Below are 20,295 nucleotides of genomic sequence, written 5' to 3'. Positions count from 1 at the left end.
GCGAATTTCGACGCAGGTCAGGGCCGCGATTTGCTCGACAGCAGGATCAGCTGGTTTTTCCACCATTCCGGTTCGCCGTCTTTGCATTGAAAAACGACGACATCCAGATCCGGTGTTTTCGCCGCCGGCCGGAATTCCACGCGCAATGGATACACCCCGCGGCGTAGCGGCACGACGAAGGCATGCTGGCGCTGGCCGTGCGCGCCGTCGTGCTCGAACAGCGTCGTGCCGGCGAGCGACACGCGCACCTGGCCGGACGTACCGACGCCGATCACGTAGTAGCCCTCGGCCGGGATGGCCAGATTGCGCCCGGCGATCCCGGCGAACGCATCGCGGCCGCCGCCGTCGAAGTCGATTTCCTTCTCGGCCGTGCCGGTCTTGAACGGCCTGGCGCGCGCAAGTTCGGGCCACGCCTCGGCCGCGTAGAACGCCAGACGCCACTTTCTATCCGCGCCCACGGCATGCGCCGGCGGCTCCAGCACGTCTCCGCTTTTCAGACTATGTACCAGCACGCGATCGTAAATGCCGCGATTGGACAGCAGTGCGATCGTCGTCTTCGTCGGATCAGTGATTGCGACCTGCGGCGCGAACTTCGGCGAGGCCGCGGTCGGCGCTGTACCATCGGTTGTGTAGTGTGCATCGGCGGAATCGCCGTCACCGTTCAGGCCGAGATAGACGGGCTTGTCCTTGAGCACGATGCCGGCAGACGGGATTAGCTCCATCTGCCTCGCCGGGTAACCCTGATAGGCGTACTTCAACGCATCGTACGTGCCCTTGAGCTTGAGCGAATCATGACTCTCGCCGGGATACTGGGTGACGGTCCAGTGCAGCGCGGCCGGCGCTTTCGCCTTGAAGATCGGCTCGACCTTGGCCATACCCATTTCCTCGTACATCTGCCCGGCGCGCGCGCCGACGAAGATCGCCTTGCCCTGCGTCGGTAGCGCGGACAGCGTCGCCGCGAGCACCGGATCGAGCGCGTGATCGTCCCACCACATCGCCGGGTCGAGGATCGCATAGCCGTCGAACAGAGCCGGCTCGTGCGCCAGCACGTACATCAGAAACGTGCCGCCGAACGAATGTCCGTGGACCAAGTTCACCCCGCTCGCCGGGTAATGCGCGTTGACGTACGGCAGCAATTCGGTTTTCAGGAAGGCGAGAAACTCCTTCGCCCCGCCGGAGCGCGGCTGGCCGGCCATCACGGTCGGAGTCAGATCGTGATCGCGGCTGTTCACGCCCTTCGCGTCGAATACGTTCGGCACGCTGACCACGATCACCGGTGGCATGAAACCGACGCTGCGCATGAAGGTCACCACGTCGACGACGATCTTCGCGTTCCAGTCGCCGTCGAGCACGTACAGCGTCTCGTAGCGCTGCGTCGGTTCCTTCGCCGATTCGACCGGCAGATACACCTCGATCGGCCGTTTCTGCTTGAGCAGCGCCGAATCGATCGCGTCGGCCTTTGCCGGCAGCAATTGCGGCTCATTGGCGGATACGAATGTGGCAGGCAACAACACGAGCAGCGCGAACAGCGCGTTCTTGAGCATGGCTATCTCCCGCAACGAATGGCAGTTTGGATGCCGTTGAGTCGAATCCGGTTTACTCAAGCACGTCGCCGCGTCGCCGGAAACAGCGAACGCCAGCCGACAACGAGCGCGCCGATCCACCACACCAGCGCGGCGTTGTAGACGAGATGGCCCTGCTTGGGCACGTCGGCGAGCCCGTCGCCGAGCACGGTAACGGTGAGCGTGCCGAGGGTGACGACGATCGTGAGCACGGTGACGGTGAGCAGGCGCGGCCAGGCACGCCAGCGCTGACGCCAGAGCAGGGCAATCAACGCCACGAACGGTGCGCCGAACAGCAACGTGCGCAGCAACGGCCGTTCGGCGAACAGATCGCTCCACGAGAAAAACTGTGCCGGTAGCGGCGCGAAGTCGCCGCCCTCGACGAGGCCAAGCCCCGGCGCGACCCACGGATGCAGGTTGGCGAGGCCGGCCCAGCCGATGCGCAGCGTCATACCGGGTTCGTGCAGCAGGGCGAGGAGTTCGCGCGAGCGCGACACTTTCGCCAGCTCGGGGCACAGATCAGCCGGAAAGCCCGGCATCTGCCAGGCGCGCTTGCCCGAGTATTGCAGGCACTGCGGCGACAGACCGAGAAACTGCGCGGTCGCGGCCGGGTCGCTCGAATTCGGCAGCATCGCGGTGAACACGACGTCGGCCTGATTGAACACGTTGATCGCACGGATCGCGTCGCTGTCGCGCTGCAACTGCACGACCTGGACGATGATGCCGACCAGCGCACCGATCAGCAGCGCCTTGCCCTTCCACAGCCAGACGCGGTCGCGCCAGCGTCCGAGCGCGAGCATGGCCACGGCGATGCCGAACGGCAGCACGATATGCTGAATCTTGCTCACCGCGAGTGCCGCCGCGGCGAGCGCGAGCAGGGCGAACGCATGGCCGCGCGCGGGTTTGCCCTCGTGGATCAGGATCAGCCCGGCGACGGCGTAGAGTGCGAGCAGGGCGGTCCATTCGGCGTAGAACGTGTTCAGATAGATCGTGTTTGCCGGATCGGCGAACAGCAGCGGCAGTAACAGGCCGTTCGCGAGCGCTGACCATGGCTCGCGTCGGCGCAGCCAGGCAATGCTGAAAGCGAACCAAAGCGCGAGCATTGCCAAGATCTTGAATGCGCCAATCCAGCGCACCGAATGCGCCTTCGCGCCGCTCGCGGCTTCCTCGGTATGGAACAGGGCCGCCGCTGCGCCCTGGAACAACAGTTCGGTCGACCAGTAGCAGATCGGATCTTTCGCGGCGACGAAGCGGTAGCGCGAATACGGCGCGGCGGGGCTGTTGCGGTCGGGCGGCACCGATTCGGGCCGATCCGGGTAGAGGCCGAAGCAGGCGCTGTAGCGCACCTCGTCGTAACTGTTGGCCAGCGCAATCAGCGGGTCGTGCACGATCAGTGCACCGAGCCGCCAAAGGCCGATCAGCAGGCAGCCCGCCAACGCCCACCACAGCCAGCGCGGCGTGGCTGCGAGACGGCGCGCGGCGGAACGGGACTTGGTTGGGATCGAAGCGGGCATAAGGGCGGGAAGTCTAGGGGCGCTTTGTGACGGGAACAATTGCCCCGTAACCTGGATGGAAATGTGATCCAATGCGCAGATGTGGCGTCGATTCTGCACGGTCGTTCCCGCCAATCGCAACGCGGACGCGTGGAATGTGCAGTGCTAGACTTTTTCGCACTGGAACGCTCTCGTTCTGAATCAGGCGCCACGCGCCTTGGAGGGGTCATGAAGCAGCAACTGGGGCACTACGATCTGGTCGCCGAACTCGGCCGCGGCGGCATGGGTGTGGTCTACAAGGGTTTCGAGGCGTCGCTGCATCGTTACGTCGCGATCAAGGTCCTCGCCGATTCGCTCGCGCACGATCCGGGGATCAAGGAGCGCTTCCTGCGCGAGGCGCGCAGCATGGCCGCGCTCAACGATCCGCACATCATCCAGATCTATTTCATCGGCGAGGACGAGGGGCAGACGTTCTTCGTCATGGAATTCGTCGACGGCGAATCCTTGAGTTCCTTGCTCAAGCGCGAGCACCAGCTCAAGCCCGATCAGGCCGCGAAGGTGATCTACCAGACCGCACTCGGCCTCGCCACCGCGCACGACCGCGGCGTGATCCACCGCGACATCAAGCCCGGCAACATCATGATCGACAGCCGTGGCAACGTGAAGATCGCCGACTTCGGCATCGCCTTGTCGAGCGCCGACATCTCGAAGAAACTGACCTCGACCGGCGAGTTCGTCGGCACGCCGGGCTACCTCTCGCCCGAGGTCTGTCTCGGCAAGATCGTCGACCAACGTTCGGATATTTTCTCGCTCGGTATCGTGCTGTTCGAGATGCTCGCCGGGCGCATGCCGTTCACCGACGAATCACCGCTCGGCCTCATGCTCGAAGTGGTTAAGGCCGAGATCCCGGACGTGCGTGCGCTCAACGCCGACGTCGATCCGGAACTCTCGCGCATCCTGTCGCGCATGATCGCCAAGGAACCGGCCGACCGTTACCAGAGCTGCCAGGACCTCGCTGCCGACCTCGCCCGCAATCCGCTGCTCGCCAACGGAGCGACACTACAACTGCGCACCCAGCCCTCGCCGGCCGCGGCGACCGTGGTCGGCATGAAGACTCCGGTCTCCGGCCAGAGCGCATTGCCGAACACACCGCCGACACCGCGCCCGCTGCCGAACGTGACGCCCGCACCGGCATCCGTGGCCACGCCGCCGCGTGCGCAGGCGACGCTGCCGGCGGTCACGCTGCCGGACGGCGCGCATCAATCGCTGCTTGAGCGCCAGGCCGCCTCTGCGAAGAAGAAGTCCTCCAGTTCGCCTGCGCTGCCGCTTGCGATCGCCGCGCTGCTGCTGCTCGGCCTCGGCGGCGGTGCCTGGGCCTACCGCGACCAGCTCGGCTTCGTGAAGCAATGGCTGCCGTCGAGTCTGGCCGGCTCAACCTCGTCGGCCGCAACGGCGCAAGTCACGACGCTGCCGGCACAGGTTGCGACGGCAACCCCGCCGAGCACGGTGCCTGCCGCAGCTGCGGCAACCGCGCCCGCGGCGGCGACTGTCGCCACGACGACGACGCCAATCGACTCGCAAGCGGCGACAGCGCCGGCCACGGCCTCCACCACAGCGGCATCCGCAAATGTGGAAAATGCGGCAAAAGAGGCAAATGCGACAAATTCCACCTCTGCGGCAACAACCGCAGGCGGCGCCTCGCTGGCTGAACTGACTGGCGGCAATGCCTCGGCGGGGGCGCCGGCGACTTCAACTACGTCCACCGCTGCCGGTGCAACGACCACTGCGGTCGAACCGCAAACGCCGCCCGTGCCACCGACTGCCGCACAGATCGCCAAGGTAACGCCGCCACCACCGCCCGTGGCGCCACCGAAGCCGCACATTCCCACGATAGGTATTACCTTCAGCGGCGATCGGCGCGCCGCGGAACCCGCCGCGCGCATGCTAAAGGCGCAATTGATGCAGCAAGGCTATGTCGTCGAAATGGTCGCCTCGCGCGCCAGCGCCCGCGGCCGTGTCGACGCACTCGTCGCCGTCGCCGCCGAGCCTACCGGGCAGATGGATGTCTCGGCTTACGGTCAGGCCAACACGGCAACGACCGCCGTGCTCAACGTAAACGTGTTCGAAATGAAAAGCGGCCGCGAGCTGAGTGGCTTCAGCGAATCGATCGTCTATACCGGTCTTGCCGCGAAGGGACAAGCCGAGGAAGCAGTGCAGGAAATGGCGCCGAAGATCGAGTCGCGGCTGCGCGAGTACCGCCCTGGTTCCACCCGCTACTGATCTGCCGATCGGATCAGGCGCCGGTTCGCCGGCGCCTTTCGAACACGATCAGACTCGTATCCGCCAAGCCGATGGGCCGAGAGTTATGACAAAGTGCATGCCGATTTGCCGTCACGGCAGGCTGCGCGGCTTGGCGCCGCGTCCGAGTACTTCACGCGCATAGCGGTAGCCGGCGGCGATCGCGCGCTCATATTCGTCCCAGTCGAGCAGGCCGATGTCGTGCATCGGCGGGGCCAGCAGCAGGCTCGTCTGTGCGCGCCGCGCCGCGCTAGCGGCTTCCGAATTGACCATGCCTGCGCGCAGGAGGATGTTGAGGATGCCCGGTCGCAGGCCGCGTCGATGCAGGCGTTGCCAGGCGAGCCGCAACGCCGAGGGCAAGGCGAATTCCTCGACCTGCGCGCGCAACACGTCATCGGCGCCGATGTCGATGCCGATGACGTCGCCGACCTGCATTGCGCGCATCGGATCGACCGGCAGATTGTTGATCACTGCACCGTCGACATATACCTCGCCGCGATGGAACACCGGCGGCAGCACCCCGGGAATCGCGCTCGCCGCGCGCAGCCACAGCCAGAGCGGCCCGGCTTGATGCACCTGCGCCGCGCCAGCGGTCAGGTTCGCGGTGACCGCGTAAAACGGTAGCGGCAGGTCGGTGACATCGCGCTCGCCGAACGCTTCGCGCAGCAGGCGCGCGACGCGACGGCCGCGGGTCAGGGATACGAATGGAAAAGTGTAGTCGCGCAGCGGCCGGCCTTCGACAAAGGCGCGCCGGTAGTTGTAGAACATTTCCTCGCCCGACCAGTCCAACGCCACACCAGCGCCGATGATTGCGCCGATCGAGGTGCCGCCGACGCAATCGATCTGTTGGCCGCCTTCGCGCAACGCGTGGACGATGCCGATCTGGGCGAAACCGCGCGCGCCGCCACCGGACAGAACCAGGCCCATGCTGCGCCCGATCAGCAGGCGCGCGATGCGCTCGGTGTCGGCGACCGCGCTGCCGCCACGCACGTGATGGTGGCGCGCACCGCGCAACTGAGCCAGCCAGGCAGCCGCACGGCCGAGGCCGATGTCGCCCTGATGCAGGAGCACGAGATGGCGCGTACGCAGCGCCACGCGCTCGGCGTTGATGAAGGCGACTTCGGGCCACGCGCTCGCCGTATCTGCGGCGTTGACCGGCAGCAGGAATGCGTCGGCCTGACGTGCACACTGCTCGCGCCAAGCCGTTTGCCCCGCATCGCCGAGCAGCAGCACGTAGCGATGCGTGGCTTCGATTTCATGCAGCCAGGCGACATCGCGCCTGCGCGCAGCAGTCGCATCGATCAGCGCGCATGAACCATAACGCGACAATGCCGCGGCAAGATCGCGGGCAAAACCTTGCGCGTCGACGCCGGCATCGTGGGCCAGGATCGCAAACGTGCGCGGCGTCGAGTAGTGCACTTGCCCGGGCCGTTCGAGCAGATGCCGGGCGGTGACGCCGACCGTGTGCAGCATCGCCTGCGGATACTTCCCGACGAGGCGATGGAAGGCATCGGCCGACAGGCGCAGGACGATGCTGTCGCGCAACGCGCGCACCAGCGAGGTGCGTGCAGTGCGCGCAATCAGGCTGATCTCGCCGGCTACCTCGCCGCTGCCGATCATGCCAAGCAGAGTCAACGCGGCCTCGGCGTCGCGCCGATATGCCGCCAGGCCGCCGCTGCGCACGATGTACAGCGCATCAGCCGCGTCGCCCTGATCGAACAGGACCGCACCGCCCGGCAACGTGCGTATTTCCAGCTCGCCGGCGAGTTCGGCTATACCCGCGGCGCCCAGCGGAGCAAACAGGTCGATGCCGCGCAGGAATGCCTGCAAGTCAACGGACGGAACTGCCGGATCGGTGTTGCCCATTCGTTTATGCTAACGCCGTGGTGACTTGATTTTCCTGAAACAACGCTTCACGTTGCATGTTTCCCGCTTGTCATTCCGGCTGCAAACCTGCCGCAATGAAGAGCAAAAGACCTCGCACAAAGAACCTGTCCCGCAATGACCGAAACCAACCCTCTGCTCACCGATTCTGCCCTGCCCGCATTCATCGCGATCAAGCCCGAACACGTCGCGCCCGCGATCGACGCGGTACTCGCGGACTACCAGCGCGAAATCGACCTACTGACCTCGGGCTCGGCGCCGCGCGATTTCGCCAACACGATGTTGCCGCAGGAGACGCTCGAGATGCGCGTCGAGCGCGCCTGGTCGCCGGTGTCGCACCTGCACGCCGTGGCCGATTCGCCGGCGCTGCGCGAAGCGTATTCGGCGGCTCTGGAAAAGATCACCGAATTTTCCAGCGAACTCGGCCAAAATCGCGCGCTCTATGCCGCGGTGAAGGCCGTTGCCGAGCGCGCGGACTTTGCGAACCTGCCGCGTCCGGCGCACACCTTGGTCGAGCACGCGCTGCGCGACTTCCGCATGTCCGGCGTTGCGCTCGAAGAACCGGCGCGCTCGCGCTTCAAGGAGATTGCGAATCAATTGTCGAAGCTGTCGAACGAGTTCGAGAACGCCGTGCTCGACGCGACCGAGGCGTGGTCGGAAAAGATCGTCGAGACGCAGCTTTGCGGACTGCCCGAAGCCGAGCGCGCGCTGCTCAAGCAATACGCGGAGGAAGCCGAACAGGAGGGATGGCTGGTCACGCTCAAGCAGCCCAGCGTCACCGCGGTGCTGACTTATGCTGACGATCGCGGTCTGCGCGAGCGCGTCTATGCGGCCTACCAGACACGCGCTTCGGATCAAGGTCCGAACGCCGGCCAGTTCGACAACTCGCAGCGCATCGAGCAGATCATGGCGCTGCGCCACGAAGGTGCGCAGCTGATCGGCTTCAACAATGCTGCCGAGGATTCGCTCGCGACCAAGATGGCCGGTACGCCCGAGCGCGTGCTCGCCTTCCTGCGCGATCTCGCCGCGCGCGCGAAACCGGTCGCGCAGCGCGAACTGGCCGAGCTTGCGGACTTTGCCCGCGCCGAGTTGGGCATCGCCGAGCTGCAACCGTGGGACGTCGCCTACGCCGCGGAAAAACTGCGCGTGAAGAAATACGCGCTCAGCGAAGAGGAACTCAAACCGTACTTTCCGGCCGAGGCGGCGATCGCCGGCCTGTTCGCGATCGTCGAGCGCGTGTTTGGAGTCAGCTTCCGCGCACGTCGAGATGTCGAGGTCTGGCATGCCGACGTGCGCTACTACGACGTCGTCGATGCGCAGGGCAAGACGATCGCAGGCGCCTACTTCGACCTCTATGCGCGCTCGGGCAAGCGCGGCGGCGCATGGATGGATACCTGTCGCTCGCGCTACGCGAGCGCTGGTGAAACGCATTTGCCGATCGCCTACCTAACCTGCAATTTCGCACCGCCGACCAAGGACATGCCGTCGCTGCTGACCCACGACGACGTGGTCACGTTGTTCCACGAGACCGGCCACGGCCTGCACCACATGCTGACCGAGATCGACCTGCCGAGCGTCGCCGGCATCGACGGGGTCGAGTGGGATGCGGTCGAGTTGCCGAGCCAGTTCATGGAGAACTTCGCCTGGCAGCGCGAAGGACTCGCCTTGTTCGCCAAGCATTGGAAGACGGGCGAGCCATTGCCGGACGAATTGTTCCAGCGCATGCTCGCCGCGCGCCATTATCACGCCGGCCTGTTCCTCGTGCGTCAGCTCGAGTTCGGTCTGTTCGATTTCCGTCTGCATCTGGAATTCGATCCCGCGCGCGGAGCGCGCGCGATGGAGATCCTGCGCGAAGTGCGCGACGAAGTCGCCGTCGTGGTGCCGCCAACGTGGCAGCGTATGCCGCACGCGTTCGGCCATATCTTCGCTGGCGGCTACGCGGCGGGCTACTACAGCTATCTCTGGGCCGAGCTGCTTTCGGCAGACGCATTCTCGCGCTTCGAGGAAGCCGGCGTGTTCGACCGCGCTGCGGGCGATGCGTTTCGCCGCAGCGTGCTCGCGGTCGGCGGCTCGCGTCCGGCGCTGGAGAGCTTTGTCGAATTTCGCGGGCGCGAGCCGGAGCCCGAAGCGCTGCTGCGCAGCTACGGTCTGGCCGCATAGACGGGCGTCGATGCTTTCGGTCGTCGTCAACTTCTACAACAATCGCCGCGAGGCGATGAACACGCTGCATTCGCTGACGCGGGCGTACCAGCGCGATACGGGCGCGATCGAGTTCGAGGTGATTGCGCTCGACCACGGTTCAAGCCAGCCGCTCGAAGAAGCCGATGTGTGTGCGTTCGGTCCGGAGTTTCAATATCGGTTCATCGAAACGAAGTCGGTATCGCCCGCGGCTGCGATCAACGCAGCTTGCCGCGAGGCGCGCGGCGATCATCTGCTAGTGATCATCGATGGCGCGCATATCCTGTCGCCCGGCATCTACGCGCTGGCGCAGCGTGCGTTCGTGCAATTCGCCGCGCCGTTCGTCGCGAGCGTGTCGTTCCATCTCGGTCCGAAGCAACAAAACGAATCGGTGGTCGAAGGTTACAACCAGCAAGTCGAGGACGGTTTGCTCGCGCGCAGCGCTTGGCGCGACAACGGCTATCGCCTGTACACGATCGCGGGTGCATTTGCCGATCCGGGCATGGGCTGGTTTGGTTGTGCGTTCGAGGCGGGTTGCTTCGGCATAAGCAAGGATGAATATCTCGCCTTGGGTGGATTTGACGAGCGTTTCGTCGCGCGCGGCGGCGGCCTCGTCGCCCTGGATTTCTTCCAGCGCGCGCTCGCGCGCGAGCACGGCGACTATGTGATGCTGCTCGGCGAAGGCAGCTTCCACCAGTTTCACGGCGGTGTCGCCAGCAATGCGACGAAAGCCGCGCATCCGTGGAAGGAATTCCACGACGAATACGTGCGCATCCGCGGCAAACCGTTTGCGCGCGTGCCGCGCCGGCCGTTCTATTTCGGCACGCTGCCGAACGAGGCGCTCGCCGCGACACGTATCTCGGCCGAACACGGCCTCGCGCTTTGGCAGAAGGCTGTCGCTGCGGGTGAGGCATAATCGACGTCCCGTCCTGCGGAATGCGCTGCGATGAAAATTGCGAGCTGGAACGTCAATTCGCTCAACGTGCGCCTGCCGCATCTGACGACATGGCTGAGCGAGGCGCAGCCCGACGTCGTCGCGCTGCAGGAAACGAAGATGGAGGACGCCAAGTTTCCGCGCGAGGCGATCGAAGCCATGGGCTATCACGTCGCGTTCTCCGGGCAGAAGACCTACAACGGCGTGGCGATCCTCGCGCGCGAGGAACCGCGCGACGTCGTCACCGACCTTCCGGGCCTCGACGATCCGCAACGGCGCATCCTGGTCGCCAGCGTTGGCGATCTGCGCATCGCCGATCTCTACGTAGTCAACGGCCAGGACGTCGGCACGGAAAAATATGCGTACAAGCTCGACTGGCTGGCCAAGGTGCGCGCGTTCCTCGCTGAGGAGATCCGGCGGCATCCGAATCTCGTCGTGCTTGGCGACTTCAACATCACGCCGGACGACCGCGATATTTACGACCCGGTCGCCTGGAAGGAGCAGATCCTCTGCTCGACGCCGGAGCGCGACGCGCTCAAGGCGATCGTCGACCTCGGCCTGCACGACACGTTCCGCCTGTTCAACGACGAGGCCGGGCAGTATTCCTGGTGGGACTACCGCCAGGCCGGTTTCCGCCGCAACCTCGGCATGCGCATCGACCTCGTCCTTGCCGGCGAGGCGTTGCGCGCGCGCTGCCGTGCCGCGAGCATCGACCGCGTGCCGCGCACCTGGGAGCGGCCCTCCGATCACACGCCGGTGTTGCTGGAGCTGGATTGAACGCTGCGGCTGCGCGCGAGTACGCCGGCCTGTGGTGGTAAAATTCCGCCATGGAAGAACTCCCGCACCACGCCGACTGGCCCACCGAGCTCGACGACAGCGAGCTGGAGGAACTCGACCAGTTCCTGCGTGCGCACGCGGGCGAGGATCACTTGCTGCTCGACGGCGTGCATGGCCTGCTCACCGCGATCGGCATCGGTCCGGACAAGGTGTCGCCCGACGAATGGCTGCCCGAGATCCTGCATGAGCCTTTCGCCGACGAGGACGAGGGTCGGCGCGTGCTCGAATTGCTCGCACGCCTGTCCGAAAGCGTCGAGATCGAGGTCGAGGCCGACAGCTACGAACCCATCCTAGGCGAGATCGAGCTTGACGACGGCGATACGGCGTTGTCTGCGCTGGGCTGGTGCGAGGGCTTTTCGCGCGGCGTCGATCTGCGCGCACGCCTGTGGGAGTCACGTCTCGGCGTGGATTCGCACCTGACCGAACTGCTCGGGCCGATCATGGCGCTGGCGGTCGAGGAAGGCGTGTTCGCCACCGATGCGGATTTCGCGCCGCTCTCGGAACAGGAATACGACGATTGCCTCGCGCAGCTGCCTGCGGCGGTTGGCGCGGTCGCGCACTACTGGATCGATGCGCCGCTGGCGCCCGAGGAGCTCGCCGGTTCGCCGCATCGCGCGACGGCCGAGAACGAGCCGCGGCGCAAACGCCTCGGGCGCTGGCTGCACTAGGCCATCGCGGAACCATTCCGCAGCCGATTTCGCAGCGCGCCGGGGTGCATGACTTTCGCAACAGGTTACGATCGGCATTTGCTGATACAACTTCACGACTGATCGTTCCGTTTCCCAGCCTGAGGAGAATTTCGATGCGTCGTCTGCTCCTGGCCAGCGCCTGCGCGCTCGCCTGCGTTTCGTTTGGCAATCCCACCATTGTCTCCGCAGCCGAAGGCGCGAAACCTGCCGCCACCGCGGTGCGGCCGGCGCCGGACTGGGTCAAACGCAGCAACGAACTGGCCCAGCCGCTACTCAAGGCGCAGGCCGACTTCGCGCCCGAGTTCGCCTCGTTCTTCGGCCTGCCGGGCTACGACGATCGCGTCGCCGACCTCGGACCGAACAACGGCGAGCGCCAGCGCACCGCGTTGCGCGGCGCCAAGGAAACGCTGCAGAAGGATCTGAAAACCGAAGAAAACGCGAACGTCCGCCAGGACATCAACATCATGCTCCACGCGGCCGATCAGCAGATCGAGGGCAGCGAGCTCAACGAAAAACTCCTGCTGCCATTCACCGACGTCGGCCAGCTCGTATTCCAGGGCGAGCAGGCTTTGCTTCAAGATCAGACCGAGCCGGCGCGCCGCGCCAAGGCGTTGGAGCGACTGCAGCGCTATGTCGGGCTCACGCCCGGCAGTACCGCAATCACCAAGCTCGCGCGTGAACGCTACGAGGAGCAGCTCAAGAACCCCGCGTTGGTAAAACCGACCAAGCTTGCGGTCGAGCAGGCGCTGCGCAACGCCGATACCTACGCCGCCGGCATCCGCAAGCTGTTCGCGAAGTACAAGATCGAAGGCGGCGACGCGGCGCTCGCGGCGATGGACCAGCAGCTTCGCGACTACACCGAGTGGATGAAGAAGGACGTGCTGCCCAACGCGCGCAGCGACACGCGCCTGCCGCCCGAACTGTACGCGTTCCAGCTCAAGCAGGTCGGCATCGACATCGCGCCCGAACAATTGATCCAGCGCGCGCAGCTCGAATTCATGGAAACGCGCAACGCGATGCAGCAGCTTGCGCCGCTGGTCGCCAAGGCGAAAGGCTTTCAGGCGAGCGACTATCGCGAGGTGATCCGCGCGCTGAAGAAGAAGCAGCTCGACAAGAGCTCGATCGAGAGTTACTACCGCGGCACGGTGATGCCGGAACTCGAAAAGCAGATCGCCGCGAACAAGGTGGTCGACCTGCCGCAGCGACCGATGGTGATGCGCCTCGCGTCCGAAGCCGAATCCGCCGCACAGCCGGCGCCGCATTTCCTGCCGGCGCCGCTGATCGGCAATACCGGCCAGCAAGGCCAGTTCGTGCTGCCACTCGGCAATCCGGCTTCGGCCGGCAAAGACGGCAAGAGCGCGGCCTACGACGACTTCACCTACGAGGCCGGCGGCTGGACCCTGGCTGCGCACGAAGGCCGCCCGGGCCACGAGCTGCAGTTCACCGCGATGGTCGAGCGCGGCATCTCGCTCGCGCGCACGCTGTTCGCGTTCAACAGCGTCAACGTCGAAGGCTGGGCGCTGTATGCCGAAGCCGAGATGGTGCCGTACGAGCCGCTCGAGGGCCAGCTCATCGCGCTGCAACTGCGCCTGCTGCGCGCCGCACGCGCGATGCTCGATCCGATGCTCAACCTCGGCCTCACCGACCGCGAGCGCGCCGGGCAGGTGCTGACCGAAGACGTGGGCTTGTCCGAGCCGATGGCGCGCCAGGAACTCGACCGCTACACGTTCAATGCACCCGGCCAGGCCGGCAGCTACTTCTACGGCTACAGCCGCATCATGCAGCTGCGCATGGAAACCGAACTCGCGCTCGGCAAGCAGTTCGACCGCCGCGCCTACAACAACTTCCTGCTCGACCAGGGCCTGCTGCCGCCGGACCAGCTCGCCAAAGCCGTGCGCGAGCAGTTCATTCCGGCGCAGCGCAAAACCAAGTAACGCGCCGAAGCGGGGCCGTCAGCTTTCGTTGCACGGCCCCACTTCGCGCAATTCGATGCTGCACCACTCGGCGGCGGGACAGTTCTCGGCGATCGCGAGCGCCTCGTCGCGGTCCACGTTCTTGAGATAGTAGAAGCCGCCGACGATTTCCTTAGCCTCGGCGAACGGGCCGTCGACGACGTTGGTCTTGCCGTTGCGTTTTTCGATGCGCGTGCCGCGAGCGACGCTTTTCAGCGACTGTGCGGATTCGAGCACGCCGCGCTCCTTGAGCCTGCCGGCGTAGGCGATCATGCGCTCCCATTCCATCTCGGCCTGCTCGGGTGGGCGGCCGTTGCGGCGGTCGGCGCGTTCCATGATCAGCATCAGATAGCTCATTTTCGTCTCCAGAATTGAACGGCGCGGTCGCGGACGATCGCGTCAGTGAACCCGCGTTGCCGACGGCCCGCACTTTGCCGCGCGCTCGCGCATCAGGCGCTGCTCGCGTGCATTGCGCGTCAGCGCCGAGGCGCGCTCGAACTCGGCGCGCGCCTCATCGAAGCGACCGAGTTTTTCGAGCAGGTCGCCGCGCACCGCCGGAAGAAAATGGTAGTTGCGCAGCGCGGGTTCCTCGACCAGTCGATCGACCAGGTCGAGGCCGGCCTGCGCACCGAACGCCATCGCGATCGCGACTGCGCCGTTGAGCTCGACAATCGGCGACGGCGCAGTCTGCGCGAGCTCGGCGTACAGTGCGGCGATGCGCACCCAGTCGGTGTCTTCGGCGCGACGTGCGCGTGCATGGCAGGCCGCGATCGCCGCCTGCAACTGATACGTGCCGCGATCGCCACCGAGTTTTTCTGCGCGTGCCAGTGCCTTGAGGCCGCGCTCGACCAGCAGCCAGTCCCAGTGCGCGCGGTTCTGTTCGAGCAACAGGATCGGCGCGCCATCCTTGTCGGTGCGCGCGTGCAGGCGCGAGGCCTGGATCTCCATCAACGCGACGAGTCCATGCACTTCGGCATCGAACGGCGCGAGTTCGGCGAGGATGCGGCCGAGGCGCAACGCTTCGTCGCACAGCGCTGGGCGCATCCAGTCCTCGCCTGCGGTCGCCGAGTAGCCTTCGTTGAAGACGAGGTAGATGACGTCGAGCACCGAGGCGAGGCGCGCCGCGCGGTCCTCGCCGCGCGGCAGTTCGAACGCCACGTTCGCCTCGGCGAGCGTGCGTTTCGCGCGCACGATGCGCTGCGCGATCGTCGGCTCGGGTACGAGGAAGGCGCGCGCGATCTCGTCGGTGGCCAGGCCGCCAAGCAGGCGCAAGGTCAACGCCACGCGCGCTTCGGGCGACAGCACCGGATGGCAGGCAGTGAACATCAGGCGCAGCAGATCGTCGCCGATGTCGTCGTCGAGTGCGGCGAGCATGTCGTCGGCGCGCGCCGCCTGCTGCTCGTCAAGTTCGCGTGCGATCTCCGCATGCTTCTCCTCGGCCAGCTTGCCGTGCCGCAGGCGGTCGATCGCGCGATGTTTTGCCGTGGCCATAAGCCATGCTCCCGGATTGTCCGGTATGCCTTTGTCCGGCCATTGCTCGAGCGCGGTGACCAGCGCATCCTGTGCCAATTCCTCGGCCAGACCGATGTCGCCGCTGAGCATACGCGCGAGCACGGCGACGACCTTGGCCGACTCCATGCGCCAGACCGCGTCGATCGTGCGCCGCGTGCGGGTGAGATTGTCCGTCGCCGTCATGGCGACGGATCAAAACATCATCGCGTCGATTGAGCAAGGGCCAGACGTTGCCGATCGTGTGCTTAGCGATCAGCAGCCGTGATCGGGATCACCGCCTTCGGCGATGCAGTAGGTGATGCACTCACCGTCACCGGCCACGTCCATGAAGCGCTTGGCGCCTTCGATCGCCGCTTCGCGCGAGTCGTATTGCAGCATCGCGAAGCCGCCGACGAGTTCCTTGGATTCAGCATAGGGGCCGTCGACCACGCGGCTTTCGCCGTCGCTGCGACGCACGACCGCGCCGTGCTCGCGCAGCGGCAGGAAACCGCCGCCGCTGAGGAATTCGCCGCGTGCGATCGCCGCGCCGACGAAGCGGTCCATTTCTTCCTTCTGCGCGCCGGTCGGCGGCCGCGCGGGGTTGGTCTTCGGGTCAGGTATGTAGATGCTGAAGTACTTCATGGTGCCCTCCATTGGGTTCAGTTGGGTTTGCGTTGGTCGATCTGCGCGCGCAGGCGTTCTTCCTGTTCGCGCAGTTCGGGAGTGAATTCGGCGCCGAAGTCCTCGGCCTCGAAGATCTGGCGGATTTCGATTTCCGACTCGATGCCGTCGAACGGATTCGGGCAGCGCTTGACCCATTCGATCGCTTCCTCGAGCGATTTCATCTGCCAGATCCAGAAACCGGCGATCAGCTCCTTGGCCTCGGCGAATGGTCCGTCAATGACAATGCGAGACGCGTTCTTGAAGCGCACGCGCGCGCCCTTCGAACTTGGCTGCAGGCCTTCGCCGGCGAGCATGATGCCGGCCTTGACCAGCTCCTCGTTGAAGCGGCCCATGTCGGCGAGCAGTTGTTCGCTGGGCATCACGCCCGCTTCGGATTGTTGGGTGGCGCGGACCAGCACGGCAAAGCGCATGACAGTTCTCCTTGGATCGAGTTGCAGAACGATTCCGGGTTCAGGCGGCCGGCGCCGACGTGACCATCCACGACACGCCGAACTTGTCCACGAGCATGCCGAACGCGGGCGAGAAGAAGGTCTCGGTCAGCGGCTGGTGCACCTGAGCGCCGTCGCTCAACGCGGCGAAGGCCTTTTCGGTTTTGGCCTTGTCCGCGCAAGTCAAGGCGAGGGTGATGCCCTCGAACTTCGGCGCACCCGAGCAGAAGCCATCGGAAATGCCGATCGTGGTGTCGCCAATGCTCACGTCCGCGTGCAGCACCTTGTTTTCGTTGCCGGGCGCAGCCCTGCTTTCCTCGACATCCTTGTTGCGGATCAGCAGCTTGACCTGCGCCCCGAGCTGGCGCTTGTAGAACTCGATCGCCTCCTCGGCGCGGCCTTCGAAGGACAGATAGGGGCGTATGGACTGCGACATGATTCTCTCCGGTGGGGTGATGAAGCCTCGTTGCGGCCTCTTGCTGGAATGACGAGCGGGAATCCGGCGAATCGACACGCCGGCGAAAAATATTTGCGCACGGCCGCGGGGCCCGTTTCCCGGGGGCGCAGTAGAATGGCGGGGTACGCGGCCATCCCTGCCGCAGGCTTGGCTGGATCGCGATGTTGTTGACCTTACGCCTGATCTTCTTCGGCCTGTTTGCCTTCTTTGTGCTCTGCGTGCTGCTCGTGCACCTGCGCGGTCGCGTGCGCCTGCGCTTCGACCGCCAGCTCGCCGATCACTCGGCGCTGTTCGCGCCGTACAACCTGCTGATGTACGCGTTCTCGCGCGTGCCGGCGCGGCCAATTCTCGATCGCGGCGGTTTTCCGCATCTCGATCCGTTGCGCGAGCAGTGGCAGGCGATCCGCAGCGAAGCGTCCGCGTTGTTCGACGAAGGCCATATCCGCGCGGCCGAGCAACGCAACGACCTGTCGTTCGACAGCTTCTTCAAGCAGGGTTGGAAGCGTTTCTACCTCAAATGGTATGGCGAGCCGCTGGCGACGGCGCAGGCGCTGTGTCCGCAGACCGTGGCGCTGCTGCGTTCGATTCCCGAGGTCAAGGCGGCGATGTTCGCACTGCTGCCGCCGGACAGCCGGCTGACGCCGCATCGTGATCCGTTCGCCGGCTCGCTGCGCTATCACCTCGGCCTGATCACGCCGAACTCGCGCGACTGCCGCATCTTCGTCGACGGCGATGAATACGCCTGGAGCGACGGCGGCGACATCGTCTTCGACGAAACCTTCGTGCACTGGGCCGAGAACAAGAGCGACGTCACGCGCGTGATCCTGTTCGCTGACGTCGAGCGCCCGTTGCGCACGCCGTGGATGCGCGCGATCAATCGCCGCGTCGGCGCCTTCATGGGCGCAATCACCGCTTCGCCGAACGACGTGGCGAGTGAAAAGACCGGCGCAGTCAATCGCCTCTATGCGCGCCTGCGCGGCGGCAACCAACGCGGCGTGACCTTCCGCAAGCGCCATCCGCGCCTGTACCGCATCATCAAGTATCCGGCGATTCTGGTTGCGCTATGGGTTTTATTCATGGCGCCGTGGCCGTTGCTCTGACCTTTTGACTACGGCGCGCGCGCCTTAGCATGTTTCACCTTCGCATCGAAGTAATCCGCGATCAGGTGGTAGACATGCTTCTTCATCGCCGGCGTGGACAGGCCGTGCTTGCCACCGGGATAGGTCATCAATTCGAATTGCGTGCCGCGGTCCTGCAACGCGGCCATCAGCGCGGTCGAGTTGGCGAACAGCACGTTGTCGTCGGCCATGCCGTGCGCGAGCAACAGCGGCGACTTCATGCCGTCGAGCCAGTGCAACGTGCCTGACAGTTTGTAGCCTTCGGCGTTGTGTTGCGGCGTATCGAGATAGCGCTCGGTGTAGAACGTGTCGTACAGCGCCCAGTCGGTGACCGGCGCGACGGCGACGCCCGCGGCGATCTCGTTCGAAGCCTTGGCCAGCATCATCGTCGTCATGTAGCCGCCGTAGCTCCAGCCGAACACGCCGATGCGCGCGGGATCGATCCAAGGCTGCGACTTGAGCCAACGGATGCCGGCGACCTGGTCCTCGACTTCGACCTTACCGAGTTGTTTGTAGATCGCATCGCTGAAGACACGGCTGCGTCGCGCCATGCCGCGGTTGTCGAGCGTGAACACGACATAGCCCTGTTGCGCCATGTATTCGCAAAAGTAGTCGATCCAACCGCGTGCGACCATCTGCGAATGCGGGCCGCCGTAATAGAAGTCGAATACGGGATAGCGTTTGGTCGGATCGAATCCGCGCGGCTTGTAGATCCGGTAATAGAGGTCCTGACCGTCGCTGGCCTTGATCGTGCCGAATTCGGGCACGATGTGCGCGTCGCGGTACGGCCAGTAGGGATGCTTCGCGTCAAGCTCGTTGCGCTCAATCCAGGCAACGAAGTTGCCGTCGACGGCCCGGTGCAGACTCACCTGCGGCGGAGTGGTCGGATCGGCGAACGTGTCGATGTAGTACTCGGCGTTCTTGGTGAATTCGGCGTGGTGCAGGCCATCGCCACGGCTGATGCGGCGCGGGGCGTTCGCGGTCGTGCCGTCGAGCTTGAGTGCGTAGACCTGGCGGTCGGGCACGAAATCGTGGTTCGAGTCGACGTAGGCGAGTCCGAGTTTTTCGTCGACACCGAGCAGGCCGTCGATGTTCCAGTCGCCCGCACTGATCGCATGCTTGAGCGTACCGTCGAGGCGGTAGAGATACAGATGTTTCCAACCGCTGCGCTCGCTCGCCCAGACGAACGCGTCCTGCGATTTGAGAAAGTGCAGGTCGTCATTGAGGTTAATCCAGGTTTTTGCTTCCTCGCTCAGCAGCGTGCGCTGCTGCAGCGTATTCGCCTCGACCAGGTTCAGATCGAGCTTTTGCTGGCTGCGCTGCATCAACTGGTAGCTCAGGCGCTTGCCATCGGGCAGCCAGTCGACGCGCACCAGATAGATATCCGGATTGCCACCGAGATCGACGAAGCGCGCCTCGCCGCCGCCGGGCGAAACGAGGCCGAGTTTCACTTCGACGTTGTTCTTGCCTGCGGCCGGATAGCGCTGCTCGATCGTGTCGGTGCGATCGGCATAGACCTCGCTGCGCTTGACGATGGGCACCTTCGCCTCGTCATAGCGCTCGAACGCAATCGCGGAATCATCGGGTGACCACCAGTAGCCGGTGAAGCGCGACATTTCCTCCTGCGCGACGAATTCGGCTTCGCCGTTGTGTACGGTACCGCCACCGTCCTGAGTCAGCTGGCGCGCCTTGCCGTCGCGCAGGTCGATCGCCCACAAGTTCTGGCCGTGGATGTAGGCGACATAGTGGCCGAGCGGCGAGATCTTCGGATCGATTGCTTCGCCCTGTGTATCGAGAAGACGCAACGCCTTGTCGCCGAGACCGGTGAGATCGTAAAGGTATAATTTGCCGCTTAGTGGAAAAAGCAGCTTTTTCCCGTCGGGCGACCACTGGTAGTCGACGATACCGCGGCGGCCGGCAATGCGTGCTCGCTCGCGCCTCGCCTTTTCCGCGTCGGACAGTTCGGCCGCCTTCGGTTCGATCACACTGGAGTCAACCAGCAAGTGCGTCTGATTCGAGTTGACGTTGTATTCCCAAAGATCGTAGGCATTCTGGTCGTCCTGCTTGGCACGCAGGAAAGTCACGCGCGTGCCATCGGGCGAGGCCTTGAGCTTGACCGGCGTCGGTCCCGATAGGCTCGAGCCGTCGAAGATGCGCTCGATCGTCAACTGTTCTGCCTGCGCGTTGCCCATCACGACCATCATCACCATTCCCAAAATCCAAGCTCGCATCTGCTTCTCCCCAAAAGAATTCCCGACGCCGATTTTCGCGAACGAGCCCGGTTTGGAGT

Annotated in this window: 16 protein-coding genes; 7 read left to right on the top strand and 9 right to left on the bottom strand. The window is 64.9% G+C overall.

The features are described 5' to 3' along the window. Window positions 1-17 precede the first annotated feature (17 nt). Together F455_RS21870 and wsfD are read right to left on the bottom strand one after the other, a co-directional pair. A complete protein-coding gene (locus tag F455_RS21870) occupies window positions 18-1,544 on the bottom strand; it encodes an alpha/beta hydrolase-fold protein (RefSeq protein ID WP_018972179.1) in 1,527 nt (508 codons plus the stop codon). Between the two features lie 56 nt (window positions 1,545-1,600). Continuing rightward, window positions 1,601-3,076, bottom strand: a complete 1,476-nt coding sequence (gene wsfD / locus F455_RS0105000) for a glycan biosynthesis hexose transferase WsfD (RefSeq protein ID WP_018972178.1) — start codon at window positions 3,074-3,076, stop codon at window positions 1,601-1,603. A gap of 207 nt (window positions 3,077-3,283) precedes the next feature. Between wsfD and F455_RS21865 the strand changes: the two genes are divergently transcribed. After that, the gene (locus F455_RS21865; RefSeq protein ID WP_018972177.1) at window positions 3,284-5,335 is read left to right on the top strand and encodes a serine/threonine-protein kinase; all 2,052 of its coding nucleotides are present in this window, start codon (window positions 3,284-3,286) and stop codon (window positions 5,333-5,335) included. Between the two features lie 111 nt (window positions 5,336-5,446). Here F455_RS21865 and F455_RS0104990 read toward each other — a convergent pair whose 3' ends face one another. Beyond that, window positions 5,447-7,219, bottom strand: coding sequence for a patatin-like phospholipase family protein (locus tag F455_RS0104990; RefSeq protein WP_018972176.1), 1,773 nt, complete (start codon window positions 7,217-7,219; stop codon window positions 5,447-5,449). Between the two features lie 135 nt (window positions 7,220-7,354). Between F455_RS0104990 and F455_RS0104985 the strand changes: the two genes are divergently transcribed. The 5 genes from F455_RS0104985 (at window position 7,355) to F455_RS0104965 (ending at window position 13,809) form a co-directional block, all read left to right on the top strand. Beyond that, complete coding sequence (locus F455_RS0104985) at window positions 7,355-9,397, top strand: M3 family metallopeptidase (RefSeq protein WP_018972175.1); 2,043 nt, start codon at window positions 7,355-7,357, stop codon at window positions 9,395-9,397. A 10-nt stretch (window positions 9,398-9,407) separates the two neighbouring features. Beyond that, window positions 9,408-10,331, top strand: coding sequence for a glycosyltransferase family A protein (locus tag F455_RS19835; RefSeq protein ID WP_018972174.1), 924 nt, complete (start codon window positions 9,408-9,410; stop codon window positions 10,329-10,331). 30 nt (window positions 10,332-10,361) lie between these two features. After that, window positions 10,362-11,126: an exodeoxyribonuclease III gene (gene xth, locus F455_RS0104975; protein ID WP_018972173.1), complete on the top strand. Its 765-nt coding sequence runs from the start codon at window positions 10,362-10,364 to the stop codon at window positions 11,124-11,126. 50 nt (window positions 11,127-11,176) lie between these two features. Beyond that, window positions 11,177-11,854, top strand: coding sequence for a YecA/YgfB family protein (locus F455_RS0104970; protein ID WP_018972172.1), 678 nt, complete (start codon window positions 11,177-11,179; stop codon window positions 11,852-11,854). 134 nt (window positions 11,855-11,988) lie between these two features. After that, window positions 11,989-13,809: a DUF885 domain-containing protein gene (locus F455_RS0104965; RefSeq protein ID WP_018972171.1), complete on the top strand. Its 1,821-nt coding sequence runs from the start codon at window positions 11,989-11,991 to the stop codon at window positions 13,807-13,809. 18 nt (window positions 13,810-13,827) lie between these two features. Here F455_RS0104965 and F455_RS0104960 read toward each other — a convergent pair whose 3' ends face one another. The 5 genes from F455_RS0104960 to F455_RS0104940 form a co-directional block, all read right to left on the bottom strand. Next, entirely contained in the window at window positions 13,828-14,184 is a 357-nt protein-coding gene (locus F455_RS0104960; RefSeq protein WP_018972170.1) for a YciI family protein, read from the bottom strand. Between the two features lie 42 nt (window positions 14,185-14,226). Beyond that, window positions 14,227-15,522, bottom strand: a complete 1,296-nt coding sequence (locus tag F455_RS0104955; RefSeq protein ID WP_018972169.1) for an RNA polymerase sigma factor — start codon at window positions 15,520-15,522, stop codon at window positions 14,227-14,229. A 69-nt stretch (window positions 15,523-15,591) separates the two neighbouring features. Continuing rightward, window positions 15,592-15,960, bottom strand: coding sequence for a YciI family protein (locus tag F455_RS19830; protein WP_169337295.1), 369 nt, complete (start codon window positions 15,958-15,960; stop codon window positions 15,592-15,594). A 17-nt stretch (window positions 15,961-15,977) separates the two neighbouring features. Continuing rightward, entirely contained in the window at window positions 15,978-16,412 is a 435-nt protein-coding gene (locus tag F455_RS0104945) for a YciI family protein (protein ID WP_018972167.1), read from the bottom strand. Window positions 16,413-16,452: 40 nt separating this feature from the next. Further along, window positions 16,453-16,866, bottom strand: coding sequence for a VOC family protein (locus tag F455_RS0104940; RefSeq protein ID WP_018972166.1), 414 nt, complete (start codon window positions 16,864-16,866; stop codon window positions 16,453-16,455). Between the two features lie 182 nt (window positions 16,867-17,048). On the opposite strand from F455_RS0104940, the gene F455_RS0104935 reads away from it, so the two are divergent. Next, a complete protein-coding gene (locus tag F455_RS0104935; RefSeq protein WP_018972165.1) occupies window positions 17,049-17,987 on the top strand; it encodes an aspartyl/asparaginyl beta-hydroxylase domain-containing protein in 939 nt (312 codons plus the stop codon). A gap of 8 nt (window positions 17,988-17,995) precedes the next feature. Here the strand turns inward: F455_RS0104935 and F455_RS0104930 are convergent, their stop codons facing one another. Next, complete coding sequence (locus F455_RS0104930) at window positions 17,996-20,236, bottom strand: S9 family peptidase (RefSeq protein WP_026293084.1); 2,241 nt, start codon at window positions 20,234-20,236, stop codon at window positions 17,996-17,998. Between the last annotated feature and the right edge of the window lie 59 nt (window positions 20,237-20,295).

The sequence above is a fragment of the Rudaea cellulosilytica DSM 22992 genome (genome assembly GCF_000378125.1).
GTDB lineage: Bacteria > Pseudomonadota > Gammaproteobacteria > Xanthomonadales > Rhodanobacteraceae > Rudaea > Rudaea cellulosilytica.
This window is presented reverse-complemented; position numbering and strand designations above follow the sequence as displayed.